The sequence below is a fragment of the Nostoc sp. 'Peltigera membranacea cyanobiont' 213 genome (assembly GCF_002245975.1).
GTDB lineage: Bacteria > Cyanobacteriota > Cyanobacteriia > Cyanobacteriales > Nostocaceae > Nostoc.
Window position 1 is genome coordinate 1 of sequence record NZ_NOLI01000013.1, and the last position, 15,282, is coordinate 15,282.

The 15,282-nt window shown below is 43.9% G+C and carries 10 protein-coding genes; 8 read left to right on the plus strand and 2 right to left on the minus strand.

What is annotated here, in order from left to right:
• The first annotated feature begins 19 nt into the window (after positions 1-19).
• From CDG77_RS06045 to CDG77_RS06065, 5 genes are all read left to right on the plus strand, one after another.
• Entirely contained in the window at positions 20-3,142 is a 3,123-nt protein-coding gene (locus tag CDG77_RS06045; RefSeq protein ID WP_094328496.1) for an efflux RND transporter permease subunit, read from the plus strand.
• A 60-nt stretch (positions 3,143-3,202) separates the two neighbouring features.
• Entirely contained in the window at positions 3,203-4,186 is a 984-nt protein-coding gene (locus tag CDG77_RS06050) for a HEAT repeat domain-containing protein (RefSeq protein ID WP_094328497.1), read from the plus strand.
• Positions 4,187-4,277: 91 nt separating this feature from the next.
• A complete protein-coding gene (locus CDG77_RS06055) occupies positions 4,278-7,388 on the plus strand; it encodes an efflux RND transporter permease subunit (RefSeq protein ID WP_094328498.1) in 3,111 nt (1,036 codons plus the stop codon).
• Positions 7,389-7,541: 153 nt separating this feature from the next.
• Positions 7,542-8,132: a GNAT family N-acetyltransferase gene (locus CDG77_RS06060; protein ID WP_223269718.1), complete on the plus strand. Its 591-nt coding sequence runs from the start codon at positions 7,542-7,544 to the stop codon at positions 8,130-8,132.
• Positions 8,133-8,248: 116 nt separating this feature from the next.
• Positions 8,249-8,857: a TetR/AcrR family transcriptional regulator gene (locus CDG77_RS06065; protein WP_094328499.1), complete on the plus strand. Its 609-nt coding sequence runs from the start codon at positions 8,249-8,251 to the stop codon at positions 8,855-8,857.
• Positions 8,858-8,907: 50 nt separating this feature from the next.
• Here the strand turns inward: CDG77_RS06065 and CDG77_RS06070 are convergent, their stop codons facing one another.
• Positions 8,908-12,840 carry a DUF2157 domain-containing protein gene (locus CDG77_RS06070; protein ID WP_094328500.1) on the minus strand — a complete coding sequence of 1,311 codons (3,933 nt, stop codon included), beginning with the start codon at positions 12,838-12,840 and terminating at the stop codon, positions 8,908-8,910.
• 468 nt (positions 12,841-13,308) lie between these two features.
• Positions 13,309-13,560, minus strand: a complete 252-nt coding sequence (locus CDG77_RS06075) for a hypothetical protein (RefSeq protein ID WP_143856963.1) — start codon at positions 13,558-13,560, stop codon at positions 13,309-13,311.
• A gap of 291 nt (positions 13,561-13,851) precedes the next feature.
• Between CDG77_RS06075 and CDG77_RS06080 the strand changes: the two genes are divergently transcribed.
• The 3 genes from CDG77_RS06080 to CDG77_RS06090 are packed head-to-tail and all read left to right on the plus strand — an operon-like array spanning position 13,852 to position 15,281.
• A complete protein-coding gene (locus CDG77_RS06080; protein WP_094328502.1) occupies positions 13,852-14,457 on the plus strand; it encodes a sigma-70 family RNA polymerase sigma factor in 606 nt (201 codons plus the stop codon).
• Positions 14,454-14,801, plus strand: a complete 348-nt coding sequence (locus CDG77_RS06085) for a hypothetical protein (protein WP_094328503.1) — start codon at positions 14,454-14,456, stop codon at positions 14,799-14,801. Before CDG77_RS06080 ends, CDG77_RS06085 begins: the two co-directional genes overlap by 4 nt.
• 12 nt (positions 14,802-14,813) lie before the next feature.
• The gene (locus CDG77_RS06090; RefSeq protein ID WP_094328504.1) at positions 14,814-15,281 is read left to right on the plus strand and encodes a Spy/CpxP family protein refolding chaperone; all 468 of its coding nucleotides are present in this window, start codon (positions 14,814-14,816) and stop codon (positions 15,279-15,281) included.
• Position 15,282 lies beyond the last annotated feature (1 nt).

The window sequence follows — 15,282 nt, forward strand, 5'->3', positions numbered from 1 at the left end:
AGTCAGGCGGAGGTGATTCATGAACCTTTCTGAACCATTTATCCGCCGCCCCATTATGACAACTCTGGTGATGACGGCGATTTTGATTTTCGGTTTCATGAGTTATCGCCTGCTGCCAATCAGCGATTTACCCAGCGTAGATTATCCCACAATTCAGGTCAGCGCCTCGCGACCGGGAGCTAGCCCCGAAACGATGGCAGCATCGGTTGCTCGTCCTTTAGAGAAGCAATTTTCTAGCATTGCTGGACTCGATTCGCTCAACTCAACTAGCACCTTGGGACAGACTCAAATTACCCTGCAATTCAACTTGAGCCGCAATATTGATGATGCGGCGCAGGATGTGGAAGCAGCGATATCAGGATCGTCGGGACAAATTGCGACGGATTTACCTAATCCTCCCACTTACAGCAAAGTTAACCCCGCAGATCAACCAATTCTTTACCTTTATCTCGATTCTCCCACTCTGCCCCTTTCCCAGGTAGATAATTATGCTGAGACTTATTTGGCGCAAAAGCTATCTACAATCAATGGGGTAGCACAGGTAGCCGTCTACGGTTCCCAAAAGTATGCGGCTCGAATTCAACTCGATCCCCAGCAATTGGCTACGCGGCAAATTGGGTTAGATCGGGTGGCGACGGCGATTCAACAGGGTAACGTCAATTTACCTACCGGCAGTCTTTCGGGAAATCATAAGAATTTTACAGTCCAGACTAACGGACAACTTGAAGATGCAGCTGCTTATCGCCAGTTGATTGTGTCTTATAAAGATGGGATGCCTATCTATCTCAATCAACTGGGTAGGATTATTGACAGTGTAGAAAATGACAAAGTAGCAAGCTGGTACAACAATACTCGCGCCATTATTCTCACCATTCAAAGACAGCCCGGAACCAATACGGTGCAAGTCGTAGACACAATTAAGAATTTGCTGCCAAAGTTACGAGAACAGATTCCGGCATCTGTGGAAATTGGAGTTCTTTATGATGCATCTCAGTCGATTCGAGATTCAGTAGATGATGTCAGATTTACGTTGATTTTGACGATCGCTCTCGTTATCTTAGTAATTTTCATCTTTTTACGGAACCTCTCGGCGACGGTAATTCCCAGTTTGGCATTACCTGTTTCGCTGATTGGTACTTTTGCGGTGATGTATTTCCTGCACTACTCACTAGATAACCTATCACTGATGGCGTTGACCCTTTCAGTGGGCTTCGTCGTGGATGATGCGATCGTTATGCTAGAAAATATCGTCCGGCACATGGAAATGGGGGAAAGTCCGTTAGAAGCGGCGTTGAATGGGTCGAGAGAAATTGGTTTTACAATTCTGTCGATGACCCTTTCCTTGGTTGCAGTCTTCATTCCCATGTTGTTCATGAGTGAAGTGCTGGGACGATTATTTCATGAATTTGCTGTGACGATCGCAGTTGCAATTCTCGTCTCTGGTTTTGTATCTTTGAGTCTGACTCCCATGTTGTGCAGCCGTTTTCTGCGTCCTGTGGATCGTGCTAATCAAAGTCGCTTATATCAAGCTTCTGAATATGTCTTCGATCGCTTCCTGGGTTTGTACGATTGGAGTCTGAAAAAAGTCTTAAAATATCACCTCACCACGATGATTTTATCCGCCTTTCTCTTGGCGGTGACAGTTGGGCTACTGGTGGTAGTTCCCAAAGGCTTTATTCCTAGCGAAGATACCGGACAAATTACAGGTATTACCCAAGCAGCCGAAGATGCATCCTTCGATAATCTTGTCCAGCATCAGCAGACAGTTGCTAACCTGATTCGTCAAAACCCAAATGTCGATGCAGTCAACTCCAATATTGGCGCGGGATCTAGTGCTAGTGGCGGTGGGGCAGCAGTTGCAGCCAATTCCGGCAGTTTGTTCATTCGGTTAAAAGAGCGATCGCAGCGCCAGCTTAGTGCCGATGAAATCATTCAAGAGTTGCGAACCCAACTCGCCACTGTTCCCGGCATCCAAGTATTCTTACAAAATCCCCCAGCGATACCGATTGGCGCTCAACAAAGTACGGGACTTTATCAAGTTGCACTTCAGAGTTCGGATGTCAAGCCCTTACAAGAATATGTTCCCCAACTTGTTCTCAAGATGAAGGAGATGACAGAACTCCAGGATGTCAACAGCGATTTACAGTTTGCTTCCAAAATTCAAATTGACATTGACCGCGATAAAGCCTCAACTTACGGGATTACCGCCCAGACAATTGAAAATACCCTGAGAAGTGCTTATGGCTCTTACCAAGTGTCAACTATCTATGCAGCCACCAATGAGTATCAGGTAATTTTGGAATTAGCGCCCCAGTATCAGCAGGATATCAATGCTCTGTTGACATTGTACGTTAACTCCAGCACTGGAGTAGCAGTACCTCTCAAGACATTCGCCAAACTGTCTCAGGGAGTCAGCCCGTTAATGGTTAATCATAACGGTCGGATGAACGCCGCCACCATTTCCTTTAACCTCGCCCCCGGTGTGTCTTTGGGAAATGCCAACGAAGAGATTCAAAAAGTGATTGATGAGGTGATTCCTGCCAGCATTAGCACCAGCTTTCAGGGTGCAAGCCAGGTATTTCAAAGTTCACTGCCGAGTTTGGGTTTATTGTTAGCGATCGCTATCCTCGTAATTTATCTCATCCTGGGTGTTCTCTACGAAGATTTCATTCACCCAATTACAATTCTTTCTGGTTTGCCATCAGCAGGTTTTGGGGCATTGTTAACGCTGATGATATTCCACGTTGAACTCAACGTTTACTCCTTCATCGGCATAATTTTATTGGTGGGCATCGTTAAGAAAAACGGCATCATGATGGTGGATTTTGCGATCGTTGCCCAGCGAGAAGAATTGAAAAAGCCCTCCGAGGCGATTTATCAAGCGTGTTTGGTGCGCTTCCGCCCGATTATGATGACCACAATGGCAGCATTAATGGGAACCTTGCCCATAGCGATCGGATTTGGGGCTGGTTCGGAATCCCGCCGTCCTCTAGGAATTGCAGTTGTGGGCGGACTGGTATTTTCTCAGATATTAACCCTGTATTTAACCCCTGTGTTCTATATATATATGGAATCATGGCGGAACAAACTCAGTCAAGTTAAGTTCCGGCGAGTGTTTTCATTTACAGGCGGGCGATCGTGATTTTCAATCATCTGAAAACCAAGACTAAATCTGATTTTCTCAATTATGAATTAAACACTTATGTCAGATATTAAAGATGCATTAACCCGAATTCATGACTGGTTTCAAGAAAATCATCCAGCAAAGATTGCATCATTGGCATCAGGTTTAAGTCCATTAGAAATAGATAATGTGTTGAGTACCCTATCTTTTAAAGTATCCAAAGAAGTTCGGGAAATTTATGAATGGTCAAATGGATACCCAATGGATGGCTGTGTAGAAGATGATTGGATATTTTATCCTATGTTTCTTCTAAGTTTAGATTCAGCAGTGTCAGAAGCTCAAACTTGGGTAGAAGAACATGAAGAAATAGCCCTGATGTATAAGTATGCAGGTAAACCTGTCTTGCCAGTCTGTATGTCAGATGTCGAGTTTTTAGCAGTTGTCGCAACGGATGATGAACAAACAACTTCTCCTGTAGTTCATATCTCCGAAATTGCCGAAATTTCGCTACGATACAGCAATTTAACAGCTATGATGTTGACCATAGCAGAATCTTACGAGACTGGGGGATTGTTCATTGGTCGTAATGGTTACATAGAGAAAGATGAGAAAAACTATGCTGCTGCATATCGAAAGTACAACTCAGGAATTACAGACTTAGCTATCGAAAGATTTCTGAAAATCTTTCCTGAAGATTCCTCTTGGCAAACCGTACACCTACTTTATGACGACCTAAATATGATCGATAGCTATCAAATAGAAATCCCGCCAAGTAGCCTGAAAAGTCAAGTAGTTACGACTCTTCTTTATGTGCTGCAAGACGAAAAATATGATTCCGGCTTTTCTGTAGTATTAGTACTTGAACAACTTCGAGCAGTAGATGCATTAATTCAAGTACTTCAACACCCTAACAAATGGGTTCGTAGTAGGTCGGCGTTTGCTTTAGGAAAAATCAAAGCATTTGAGGCTGTAGATTTTGTATCGCAGCTTTTAGAAGATCCAGATCCAGTTGTTCAAGAAGCAGTTCAGGAGGCGTTAGATATGTTTAAAAATCACAGATAGAGTTGTTGCACCTATTACAGATTGATCGAATTCACGTTGAAATTATATTTAGCGATCGCACCGCTACCACATTTCTGGGATAACAAAACCCATGAACCTTTCAGAACCCTTCATCCGTCGTCCAGTCATGACCACCTTGGTCACGATCGGTATTCTCATCTTCGGTCTGATGAGTTATTTCCTCTTACCCATCAGTGCCCTACCCAACGTTGAATATCCTTTTATTTCTGTCTCAGCTAGTCTCCCAGGTGCTACCCCCGAAACAATGGCATCTTCCGTCGCTGCACCTCTAGAAAGACAGTTTACCGAAATTGCCGGACTAAATTCCTTCAATTCCACCAGTTCAACTGGTAGCACCAACATCTCCCTCCAATTTGACTTTAGTCGTAGAGTGGAAGATGCCGCCAAAGATGTGCAAGCAGCCATCTCCGCCGCCGCCGGACAACTACCTGCCGGAATGCCTCACCCCCCCACGTACCGCAAAGTTAACCCCTCTGTCTCACCTGTTATCTACCTCTATATGTATTCTGAGACACAGCCAATCTCCACAGTAGATGAATACGCAGAGGTAACAGTTGGTCAACCCATCTCGATGATTGATGGTGTTGCTCAGGTACAGGTATATGGTCAACAGCAATATGCAGTCCGCGTCCAACTCGATCCGCGAGAGTTGGCATCAAGGGGAATTGGTCTAAGTCAGGTAAAAACTGCCATTCAACAAGGAAATGTCAACTTGCCAACAGGCAGTCTTTCTGGCACTTACAAAAGTTATACGATTCAGGCAAACGGTCAACTTACCGATGCCGTCGGCTATCGCCAGTTGATTGTAACTTATAAGAATGGCGCACCCGTGCGCCTCCAGGATTTGGGGGATGTGATTGACAGCGAACAAAACGTCAAAGTCTCGAATTTGTATAGCGATCAGAAGGTGACAAACCGCCATTCGGTTGTTCTCGCTGTACAGCCACAGCCGGGTGCTAATACTGTAAATATCGTTGATGCCATCCAGGAACTTTTACCGACACTGCGCGAACAAGTTCCCAAATCCATTGAGATGGGGATTATGTACGATCGCTCCCAAACTATCCGCGCCTCTGTCAACGATGTAAAATTTACCTTGGTTCTATCGGTTTGTCTAGTTGTCTTAGTTATTTTCTTATTCTTGCGTGACACAACTGCGACGCTGATTCCTAGTTTGGCGCTACCTGTAGCCATCATTGGCACTTTTGCGGTAATGTATCTGTCGGGCTTTTCCCTAGACAACCTCTCACTCATGGCGTTGACCCTTTCTGTGGGTTTTGTGGTGGATGATGCGATCGTGGTGTTAGAAAATATCGTCCGTTATCGAGAAATGGGCGAATCTCCCCTAAACGCGGCATTGAAGGGATCGAGGGAAATCAGCTTTACCATTTTGTCAATGACACTTTCCCTAGTGGCGGTGTTTATCCCCATCATGTTTATGAGTGGAATAATCGGTAAATTATTTCATGAATTTGCCGTGACGATCGCAGTGGCAATTTTGGTTTCCGGTTTTGTTTCCCTCAGTCTCACCCCAATGTTGTGCAGTCGCTTTTTGCGTTCATCCCATCAGCAAAAGCCAAATTTGGTGTATCGCGTTTCAGAACGAGCATTTGATTCACTACTGCAAGGATATGATTGGACGCTCAAGCCGATTTTAAAATACCGTCTGATGACACTAATCGGTTCTGGTATTTTGCTGATAATGACTGTATATTTGTTCGTCATCGTTCCCAAAGGCTTTATTCCCACCGAAGACACCGGACAACTGATGGGAAACACAAAAGCAGCGCAAGATATTTCTTTTGATGATATGCGTCGTCACCAACAAAAGGTTGTCGATATCATTCGTCAAGACCCCAACATAGAAGCAGTTGATTCCATTGTGGGCGCAAGCGGCCCTAACGCCTCCGTGAATTCCGGGCGAATTACAATTCGGCTCAAGCCACGTTCTAAACGGAAACTCAGCGCTGACGAAATCATTCAAGAGTTAACCCCCAAGTTAAGGCGTGTGGTTGGACTTAAGACATTCCTCCGCTCTCCGCCAGCTATTCCCATCGGTGGACAACAAACCAATTCTACTTATCAGTTCACGTTGCAGAGTTTAAATCTGCAAGACTTACGCCAATACGTTCCGAAACTTGTAGATAAAGTCAAAACTCTACCAGGACTCCGGGACGTTGACAGCGATTTACAACTCAGCACTCCCCAAATCCAAGTCCAAATCGACCACAATAAAGCTGCAACCCTTGGCATTACCGCCGAACTGGTTCAACAAACCCTCAGCGCCGCTTATGGTTCTAGCCAGGTTTCTACTATCTATACCCCAAATGACCAATTTTATGTAATCTTAGAAGTTAAACCGGAGTTTCAACGAGATCCCAGCGCCTTATCGATGCTCTATGTGCAATCAAGTACAGGGAAACTTGTTCCCCTGAGTGCGATCGCAAATATCACCCAAAATGTCGGCCCCCTCACTGTCGCTCACGTTGCTCAACTCCCTTCTTCAACGATATCTTTTGACACCCTCCCAGGAACGTCTCTCAGTCAAGCTACAGATGCCATCAAGCAAGCAGCCAGTGAGATACTACCTTCAACAATTACCACCAGTTTTCAGGGTTCAGCCCAAACCTTTCAACAGTCTTTCAACGATTTAGGCGTGTTGTTGTTGGTGTCTATTTTAGTCATCTACCTAATTCTCGGTATCCTCTATGAGGATTTTATTCACCCAATTACCATTCTTTCCGGTTTACCTTCGGCGGGTTTTGGCGCATTACTGACGCTGCTAATTTTCCAGGTTGATTTAAACCTTTACTCTTTCATCGGCATTATTCTGCTAGTGGGTATCGTCAAGAAAAACGGGATTATGTTGGTGGATTTTGCCATTGAAGCGCAACGCAAGGAAGGTAAAAATTCCTTTGATGCCATCTATGCCGCTTGCTTGGTTCGCTTCCGGCCGATTATGATGACAACGATGGCAGCTTTAATTGGCACACTCCCCATTGCGTTGGGCACAGGAGTCGGTTCAGAAGCGCGTCGTCCTTTGGGGATTGCGATCGTTGGTGGATTGCTGTTCTCTCAGATATTAACTCTCTATCTGACTCCGGTATTTTTTATTTACATGGAAGCATTGCGGAAAAAGCTTGGACAACCGAAGTCTTACCGCTTTTTCTTCAAAACATAGCAAGGGAAATTAGCCCCTCTAATACTCACCGACATCCTACCTCGGAATTCATTCCGAGGTGGGATAGAAAGTAGTTCGAGATTTATTAATAAATATATGGCTGCGGAAAGACTTGTGTGTAAACTGTAGTCTTACTAGCCTGGAAAATGCTATGTGACTCAATTGCAAACTGATAATCTCAGTAAAGGATTGGATCGGAAAGTCAATCAGGTATGTAATCTGAATGCTAGCCCTGAATTTATGAGTGCTAACGAAATATCTCTTCGACCTGCTCAAGAAACAGATGCCTGGGTGCTGAGTGCAATTCATATTGCTGCTATTAAAGCTCTACCTGCAACTTTCTACACCGAAAAAGAACTTTTAGTTTGGCGTAATTACCGCGAAAAACCTGATGGTTCAAATATCTTAAAAAGTATCAAAGTGGAGACTTGCTGGGTTGCAATTGAGGGAGATGCTGTCATAGGTTTTGCTAGTTTTATAGTTGATGAACTTATCGGGCTGTATGTCCATCCTAAATATCAAGGTAAAGGAGTTGGGCGGGCTTTAGTTCAACATTTTTGCGATGAAGCAATTGAGCAAGGCATAGATAAGGTAATTACAACAGCTAGTCTTTATGCTGAAGGATTTTATTTACGGCTGGGATTTACTGCCATCCAAAGGGCACCTCATTATTTAGGAAGTGGGGTATTTGTCCCAGTTACTAAAATGAGTAAAATATTAGCTAAAGTACCAAAGGAAATTTGAGCCGATACAATATTTTCACTAACTTTAAAAATGCTGGTATCAAGATTAATTTTTACCCAAGTTGCGATCGCTTTCTTTACATAACTTATGATGTAAGTAAGTACTTGCCAGCATAAATGAATAAAACTATCCGTTCATCAACTCTTACCCGTACACGTTTGATAGAAGCCGCTTCGCAGGTATTTGCTAGCTTAGGTGTTCAAGGAGCAACTACCCGTGAAATAGCTCGTGTTGCTGATGTGAATGAGGTCACTTTGTTTCGCCATTTTGCTAGTAAAGAACAACTTTTGGGAGCAGTCATCAAAAATGCCTTTGCACTCCAGACGGAAGCCCTTGCACACCCTGAAGCGTGGACCCAGGATTTAAAAATTGATTTAAGACAGTATGCCAATCTTTACAATACTATGCTAGAGGCACAAGAAGACTTAATTCGTACCTTTATTGGAGAAGCGAAACGTCATCCAGAGGCGGCCAAACAAGTTATTCAAGAAGCTGCCAAGCCTTTAAGAGAAAAGCTGGTAGCTTACCTGCAATCGGGTCAGATACGAGGCATTGTCAGAGCAGACCTCGATCCATTTCCAGCAGTCGATATGTTTACAGGAATGCTGTTAGCTGGAATGCTATGCCGTAGTGCAAAATTCAATCAAGACAGCTATAGCTGTGAAGACTATATAGAAACCTGTGTAGAGATTTTTGTACGCGGTATCAGTGCAATTACCCTCTGAGTTAGTTGTCAATGCGGCTGTAATCATCCCGACTATCTAACTCTCTGCCTTTATTGCCATGATTGAAATTCATCAACGGCGCTACGAATTAAGGAAGTTATTTGAGCGCGACGGGTTTCAAAGTTGGCGGCGATGTAAATCAGTAAAATTCCGACTAGCAAACCAACAACCCATTTTAAAAATGAGTACTGCAAGCTGAAAATTACCGATTGATAGATTGTAGTGATTAGAAAAGCGGCTGTACCAATGTAGAGAAAAGCTCGCACTCGCAAAGCTAATCCGGCAAAAATGGCGATGAGGCTTAAAACTCCAGGTATCCAGGCTGTATTTTGATGAAATAAAGTTGCCCACCCACAAATTAAGCCACTACCTAGTACTCTCAGAAAATGGCGGGCTGTTTTGTACTCTGGTAGTCTGAGTTGGGTATCGACTTGAGCAATATAAAGCAGTGATAACCCAATTGGCGTTACATACCATAAAACATCAGTCAGGCGTAAGGAATCAAACCAACGGAAAAGTGCCCAATCAATCAATGCCACACTGATATAGGTAAAACGGATGTTTTCACCCACTTTTGCGAGAAAAATGTAAAATCCAGCTGCGAGTACTAAGGTAATGGGGTAAGTTTGCAGTCTGGTTTCCCATAAAATTATCAGTGGTATGATGTAGGCGGCTTGCTGCCAAGGTCTTTTAGACCAACCCCAATTTTCCCAAGGTAGAATGTACAGAAAATAGGCTACCACACAGGCGATCGCACCGTTCCAAGGAACCAACGGCCCAGCCCAAAATTTTCCTACAGCTGTCTCCCGCCAATAAACTCTCATGCCGGCTACCTCTAATAAGCCAAGGTAAACCCACATTTCGGCTATTGTGATTCCTCCCAAGATGCTGGGGGAAGTGCGCGAATTTCGTCCCTGAAAGATGGCATAGCGAATCAAAAATCCCCCTGTTGCCAATCCCACCAAACGGTTAACTCCAATAGGAAGCGGAATCGCAGCCATTAATAAGCAGCTACTCCAAACCCAATGAATATGGGCAATTCCTTTTAGTTCTTGGGGAGTTAGGCGTAAGTAGCTGACAAGCCTTGGCGACAGAATGCGGTAAGCATACATGATACTGGCACCAAGGGCAGACATAGCAATTAATCCATCACCTAATGCTCCTCCTGAAGCTTGTGACATTTGATAGAACAAAAGTTCATAGGCAGAAATGGATACGCCAATAATTCCTAAGTACAGCAGGGGTTTAAAGTTCTCGCGCCGTCGCCCCACGCCAATGATAATAAAAGCTACACCCAAGGAATACAAACCAGTCCACTCGGTGAAGGTGTTCAAACGCAGTAATACGCTGAATGCACCATAAATTAAGGGCAAAATATGAAAACTGCTAGGAACCCTTTCTAATTGGTATCTTCGTCGCCACCACTCTCCGAAAAGTTGAGCGATTAAACCCAAGGCTATGTTAGCAATCGCAATTTTAACAGTTGAGCGTTCCCCAAATCCCAACACCTGGGCAGTCAACAATTCCAATGACCAACCAATAGCATAAAATGCCCAATTTGTCGGTTGTCGCCAACTGCGATAAATAATGGCTGCCAAGGTGATTGCAGTGGCAGCTATATACAAAAATCCTGAAGATAGAAACCCTGAGTAAATCAATATTGAGTGCAGTGTCAAACTGAACAACTCAAAACCACATAATGCGATCGCCCATCGATCGCTAGCGGCTGCATAGATAACTCCTAATTCGTTACCGCGTCGGCTCAAAGCTGTCCGCGCTAACCATAGACTTAGAGTTGCGATCGCTCCGACGACAAACCAACCTCCTAGCGCAAGGCGAGGTAAACCAGGTACACCCGTCCACAGCAGCGCTACTATGAAACTCAGAGCAAATCCTTCTGTAATTACCGCAGATATTTGGTTTCGCAAATAGCGTGTATTGGCGAACATCAGTCCCGCACCTACTGCCAAACCAATTAATCTAATTCCTGGTAGCTGTAAAGTTAGTAGCTGGGCGACTCCCACAGCTAAGACACTCAAGTAGCGGGTAGTAGTCCGTCGCTCGATAATTGTGCAATTGGCAACACCCGTGAGAGCTATGGGCGTAACTAGCCATAAGGCTCCCAAATAAGCTTGGCTATCAGCTATACCATGCCAAGATGACTCTGCGTTCATCCACAATAGGAAAAAACTCGCGGCGGCTAATCCTAAACCCACATCCCATGCACTACGTTGCCATAGTCCTTCTTCCACGCTAAATCGCCATTCTGCAACCATCAAAGCTAATAAAATACTTGCCCAGACTTGTTGACTCAGGTTTGGTGCCAGCCAATTAATGGTAGAGCAAAATGTCAGCACTCCCATGATGTGAGTTAGATATACCAGGGGAAGGGATGAGGGGGAACGGCGTTGAGTAATCAATGCCAGAGTGATGGTGGAAAATAGCAGATTTAGCGATCGCAATGCGGGATTTACTATGGCGATCGTTGTTAAAAAAGCTCCAAGTAAGAGGGTTAACAGTTCGCCAAACTTAGCTAATTCTTGCTTTTGGGTGCGATGTAGGCTATCTGTTAGCGCCACCATCAAAATTATGTAGGGAAATAAAGCTACACCCAGCAAAGCCGAGGGTTGATTTTGAGAATTTGTGAGTTGAGTGCCAGTTGCGATCGCTAATTTCTGTAAGCTATCAGGTACTAATCGCCAACCTAGCCAAACTGTCTGTAAGCCAATAACAAAAACCGCAGCGAAATCAAGCCTTAAACTGTACCGCCGCAAGCGACTTCCCAGAAAGCATAAACCCAAACCACTGACAGCTATGGCTTGCCAAGGATAATTTATTACCGAAACCAGCCAACCCAAGAAGAGTAGAATACCACCAAGTTTTTCCCAGAGGAAGAGAGATGAGGGGAATGGGGGAGATGGGGAGAATATTAGAGTTACATCCTCTGCTCCCCCTGCCGCCTGCTCTCTGCTCTCTCCCCTCTCCTCTGCTAACCAAGTGACTAGCCAGCCACAAATGCCGATCGCTAAACCTAATTGCGTTACATCTACCCCAGCAACAAAAATCGCCCGCACTAGCAGCACTATTAGAGCATAAATAATCACAGAGGCAGGTAAGTTAATACTTAACCGCCGGCGATCGCTTCTATCTCCTTGACGTTGGTAAAGATTGTGATAAATGCTAATGATGGTTGTGCCGATCGTTGCTACATAAATGGCAATTAAGGGAAATCCTTTTAATTGCCAACCCCAATGCAGATAACTCAGCCCCAGAATATTTGCAAGAGGTAATTTGCCAGGATGTAAATCGGGAAAAATAGTCCGATTTTTGGAGAGTAAAACAGTTATAGCTGTGAGAGTAGGCCAGGCGATCGCAACTACAATCCAATCCACAGGATTTTGCCACAACTTAAAGCTATCCATTGCCCAAAAGTTCACTGGAACTAACAAAAGAGTGGCAATCAGTAAAGTTTGAGCCGTCAATCTCAGGTTGTTTTGCCTAGTTGCCCAGAAGCTTAACCCCCAAAAACTCAAAGTATAAGCAAATAAAACTCCATACTGTCCAGAAGCAGGAAACTTTGCCCACTGACTCGCAGCCAGTACCCCAGATGATACTACTACCAGGAATACTCCTAAAAAAAGCAGCCACCGGACACTCAATTCTGCCCCCAAGGACTGCAATATTCTACTGAGAAAGTTGGGTTCAGTTGGTTTTTGTTGCGTTTGTCTGCGGCTACTAGATTGTAAAGCTGCTACAGGCAGCTGCTGCACGGGATCGGGAGTTATAAAAACTACCTTTGTTTGAGCTTCAGACTGGGGTTGCAACACCACCGTACACACCAGAAACTCTCGACATAGCTCCTTAACTTGGGTATCGGATATCAAACCTAAACGCAGCCATATATCTAGTCCTTCTAGTAACTGAGGATGTGAGTCTGGCAGTCTGATTTCAAATTTTAGCGGGCGCTCAAGGGGCGATGACATAAATGGCAGGAGTATAAGTATATACTTTAATATGATTTTAATTAAAGTATATTTTGGCTGTAATCGTGCCACTTATTAGGCTAATAGATATTAATTTTTAACTCCTATAGGACTCAGATTTTATTTTTGAAATACATGTAGGGTACGTTATGCCAAAGGCTAAGGCACCACTTGCCAGTTGGAGAGAATTAATTCATCAATTGACTATTAAGTAGGTAGACATAATTAAATATAAAATAAACTCCTAGTTTGTAGTGAGCGATTTATCGCTCAGAGCAAGGATTATCAGGACTAAAGTCCTTACTACAAACAATAAATTTATTTATGCCTAGATACTTATTACTCTCAATGATTTGGTAACAAAAGCTTTTTCCTGTAATGCCACAAAAGAAGGGAAGTTACTGCCTCCCTTCTACTCTTTATCGAGCTAGTGTATTAAGTGCTAATCTCTTAACTGAGAGTGATTGATTATCGATAGTCATACTCATGTCTAGAGCGCCACTCCCGTTTCTCATGTTCTCTACGTAGCCATTCACGGCGCTCGCGTTCTTCCCGTTCTCTACGTAGCAATACTAGCCTCCTTTGTTCTCGTTCGCGCCATTCATGTTGGTGATTGTTTCCCAAAATTACTTCTACTTGAGCAGATGCCCGCTCTGCTAAAACACTCGAAGTTAGCAAAACGCCTAACAAACAAGATGAAAGAATTCTTTTCATGTTCATAAAGACATACCTTTGATTGAACCAGAAATCTATAGCTTTAGACTTTTTACTTTCACAAAAGGTTCAATTCGGGGAGACACTTCCAAATAATCCTAGTCGTATTCTTAATTGCTCGTTGTGTGCTGTTGTTCTGGATTGTACTTCTATATATATTCAGAAATTATCCGTTTTAGCTCTTTGAGAGAATTCATTTTGAGCAATTTTTGCCTATGCCCAAACTTCTAACCTATTTGAACCTTTTTTCCATTCATCCGGTCTAATAAATACAAGCAACGAAACGGATAGAGGAGAATGCCTCAGGTGTTAGTTGTGCCAGCCAAGGTTTCAAAAGCAAATCAATTGATTGGTGAATCAGAAAGCGAATCTGACAGTTATCTAGTAGAGCAGTGCCTGCGGGGTGATACCCAAAGCTACGGTCAGCTTTACCGTCGCCATCAGCAAAGAGTGAGGTCAATCCTCTACAAACTTTGTACTCCTGCCAGCCTGGATGATGTGGTGCAGGAAGTGTTTTTGCAAGCCTGGAAAGGATTGCCCAAGTTCCGCCAAACAGCAAAATTTTCCACCTGGCTGTACCGAATTGCTTGGAATGTGGCTAGCGACCAGCGACAGGCAGATGTTAAAAGGCGGACTCAATTACAGATTCTGAGTGAAAAAACTCCTACCCAACAGGAAGCCCCAGAGTTAATGAATCTGCATTATCAAGACCTTGTGCAACGGGGACTAGCAAACCTAAGTTTTGACCATCGCACAATATTGGTTTTGCATGATTTAGAAGAAGTACCTCAAAAAGAGGTAGCACAAATCCTAGATATTCCCTTGGGAACAGTCAAATCACGCCTATTCCATGCTCGTGCTGCGATGCGTCAATTTTTCCAAAACCAAGGAGTACAGCTATGACTCAGCCACCCGATGATGATTCTGACCTAATTAATTTTCTGTGCCAACATCGCCCAGAAGTTCCGCCAGCTTCACCTGATTTAGAACAACAAATTTTACAACAGGTAAAAGCTTCCCCTTTGCCACCCTTACGCCACTATTCAAGGTTGAGGTTAGTTTTGCCTGCTCTCGCTGCTGGATTAGTAGCTGCTATAGTTGGCTACCGTGCCTTTATACCAGTTCAACCGAGTCCAGCTGAACTTGCTACATTGCAAAATTTTATTGAAAGCAATTGGCAAGATACAGTCAGTAACGAACATCTGGAAAGTGATGTATGGCATTTTACAGACTTAGATACTGAATAGGAGATCGCTTTGATGTTAATTCGTCGTGTTTCCATTTTGGCGGTGGCAATGATTGCCCTTGGTAGCACTATTGCTCTGGCCAAGCCAACTTTGCTTTCACGCCAAGTCATTGCCCAAACTCCCACAAATCTATCTCGCCCAAATCGTGCTAAATCAGGGGGATGGCTCAAGGATTTGAATTTGACATCCCAGCAACTACAACAGATTAAGGAAATTCGTCGTCAATCTAAACAGCAGATAGCCCAAAAATCACAGGAGATACGTCAAGGGCAACAGCAATTACATGACTTAATAGCAGGGACTACAGCTACTAAAGAGCAAGTGCGGGATAAATATAACCAAATTAAGCTTGTGAAGCAGCAGCTTGCTGATATTCAGTTTGAAAATACCCTTGCTATTCGGGAAATTTTGAACCCAGAGCAACGGCAGAAATTTGCCGATCGCATGTATAAGAAAAATCCTCCAGCACAGCACAATTAAC

Bases quoted from the DNA above. Each gene is read 5' to 3' on its own strand.
- CDG77_RS06080 (WP_094328502.1), top strand. From the start codon at position 13,852: ATGCCTCAGGTGTTAGTTGTGCCAGCCAAGGTTTCAAAAGCAAATCAA.
- CDG77_RS06075 (WP_143856963.1), bottom strand. From the start codon at position 13,560: ATGAACATGAAAAGAATTCTTTCATCTTGTTTGTTAGGCGTTTTGCTA.
- CDG77_RS06050 (WP_094328497.1), top strand. From the start codon at position 3,203: ATGTCAGATATTAAAGATGCATTAACCCGAATTCATGACTGGTTTCAA.
- CDG77_RS06085 (WP_094328503.1), top strand. From the start codon at position 14,454: ATGACTCAGCCACCCGATGATGATTCTGACCTAATTAATTTTCTGTGC.
- CDG77_RS06045 (WP_094328496.1), top strand. From the start codon at position 20: ATGAACCTTTCTGAACCATTTATCCGCCGCCCCATTATGACAACTCTG.
- CDG77_RS06065 (WP_094328499.1), top strand. From the start codon at position 8,249: ATGAATAAAACTATCCGTTCATCAACTCTTACCCGTACACGTTTGATA.
- CDG77_RS06070 (WP_094328500.1), bottom strand. From the start codon at position 12,840: ATGTCATCGCCCCTTGAGCGCCCGCTAAAATTTGAAATCAGACTGCCA.
- CDG77_RS06090 (WP_094328504.1), top strand. From the start codon at position 14,814: ATGTTAATTCGTCGTGTTTCCATTTTGGCGGTGGCAATGATTGCCCTT.
- CDG77_RS06055 (WP_094328498.1), top strand. From the start codon at position 4,278: ATGAACCTTTCAGAACCCTTCATCCGTCGTCCAGTCATGACCACCTTG.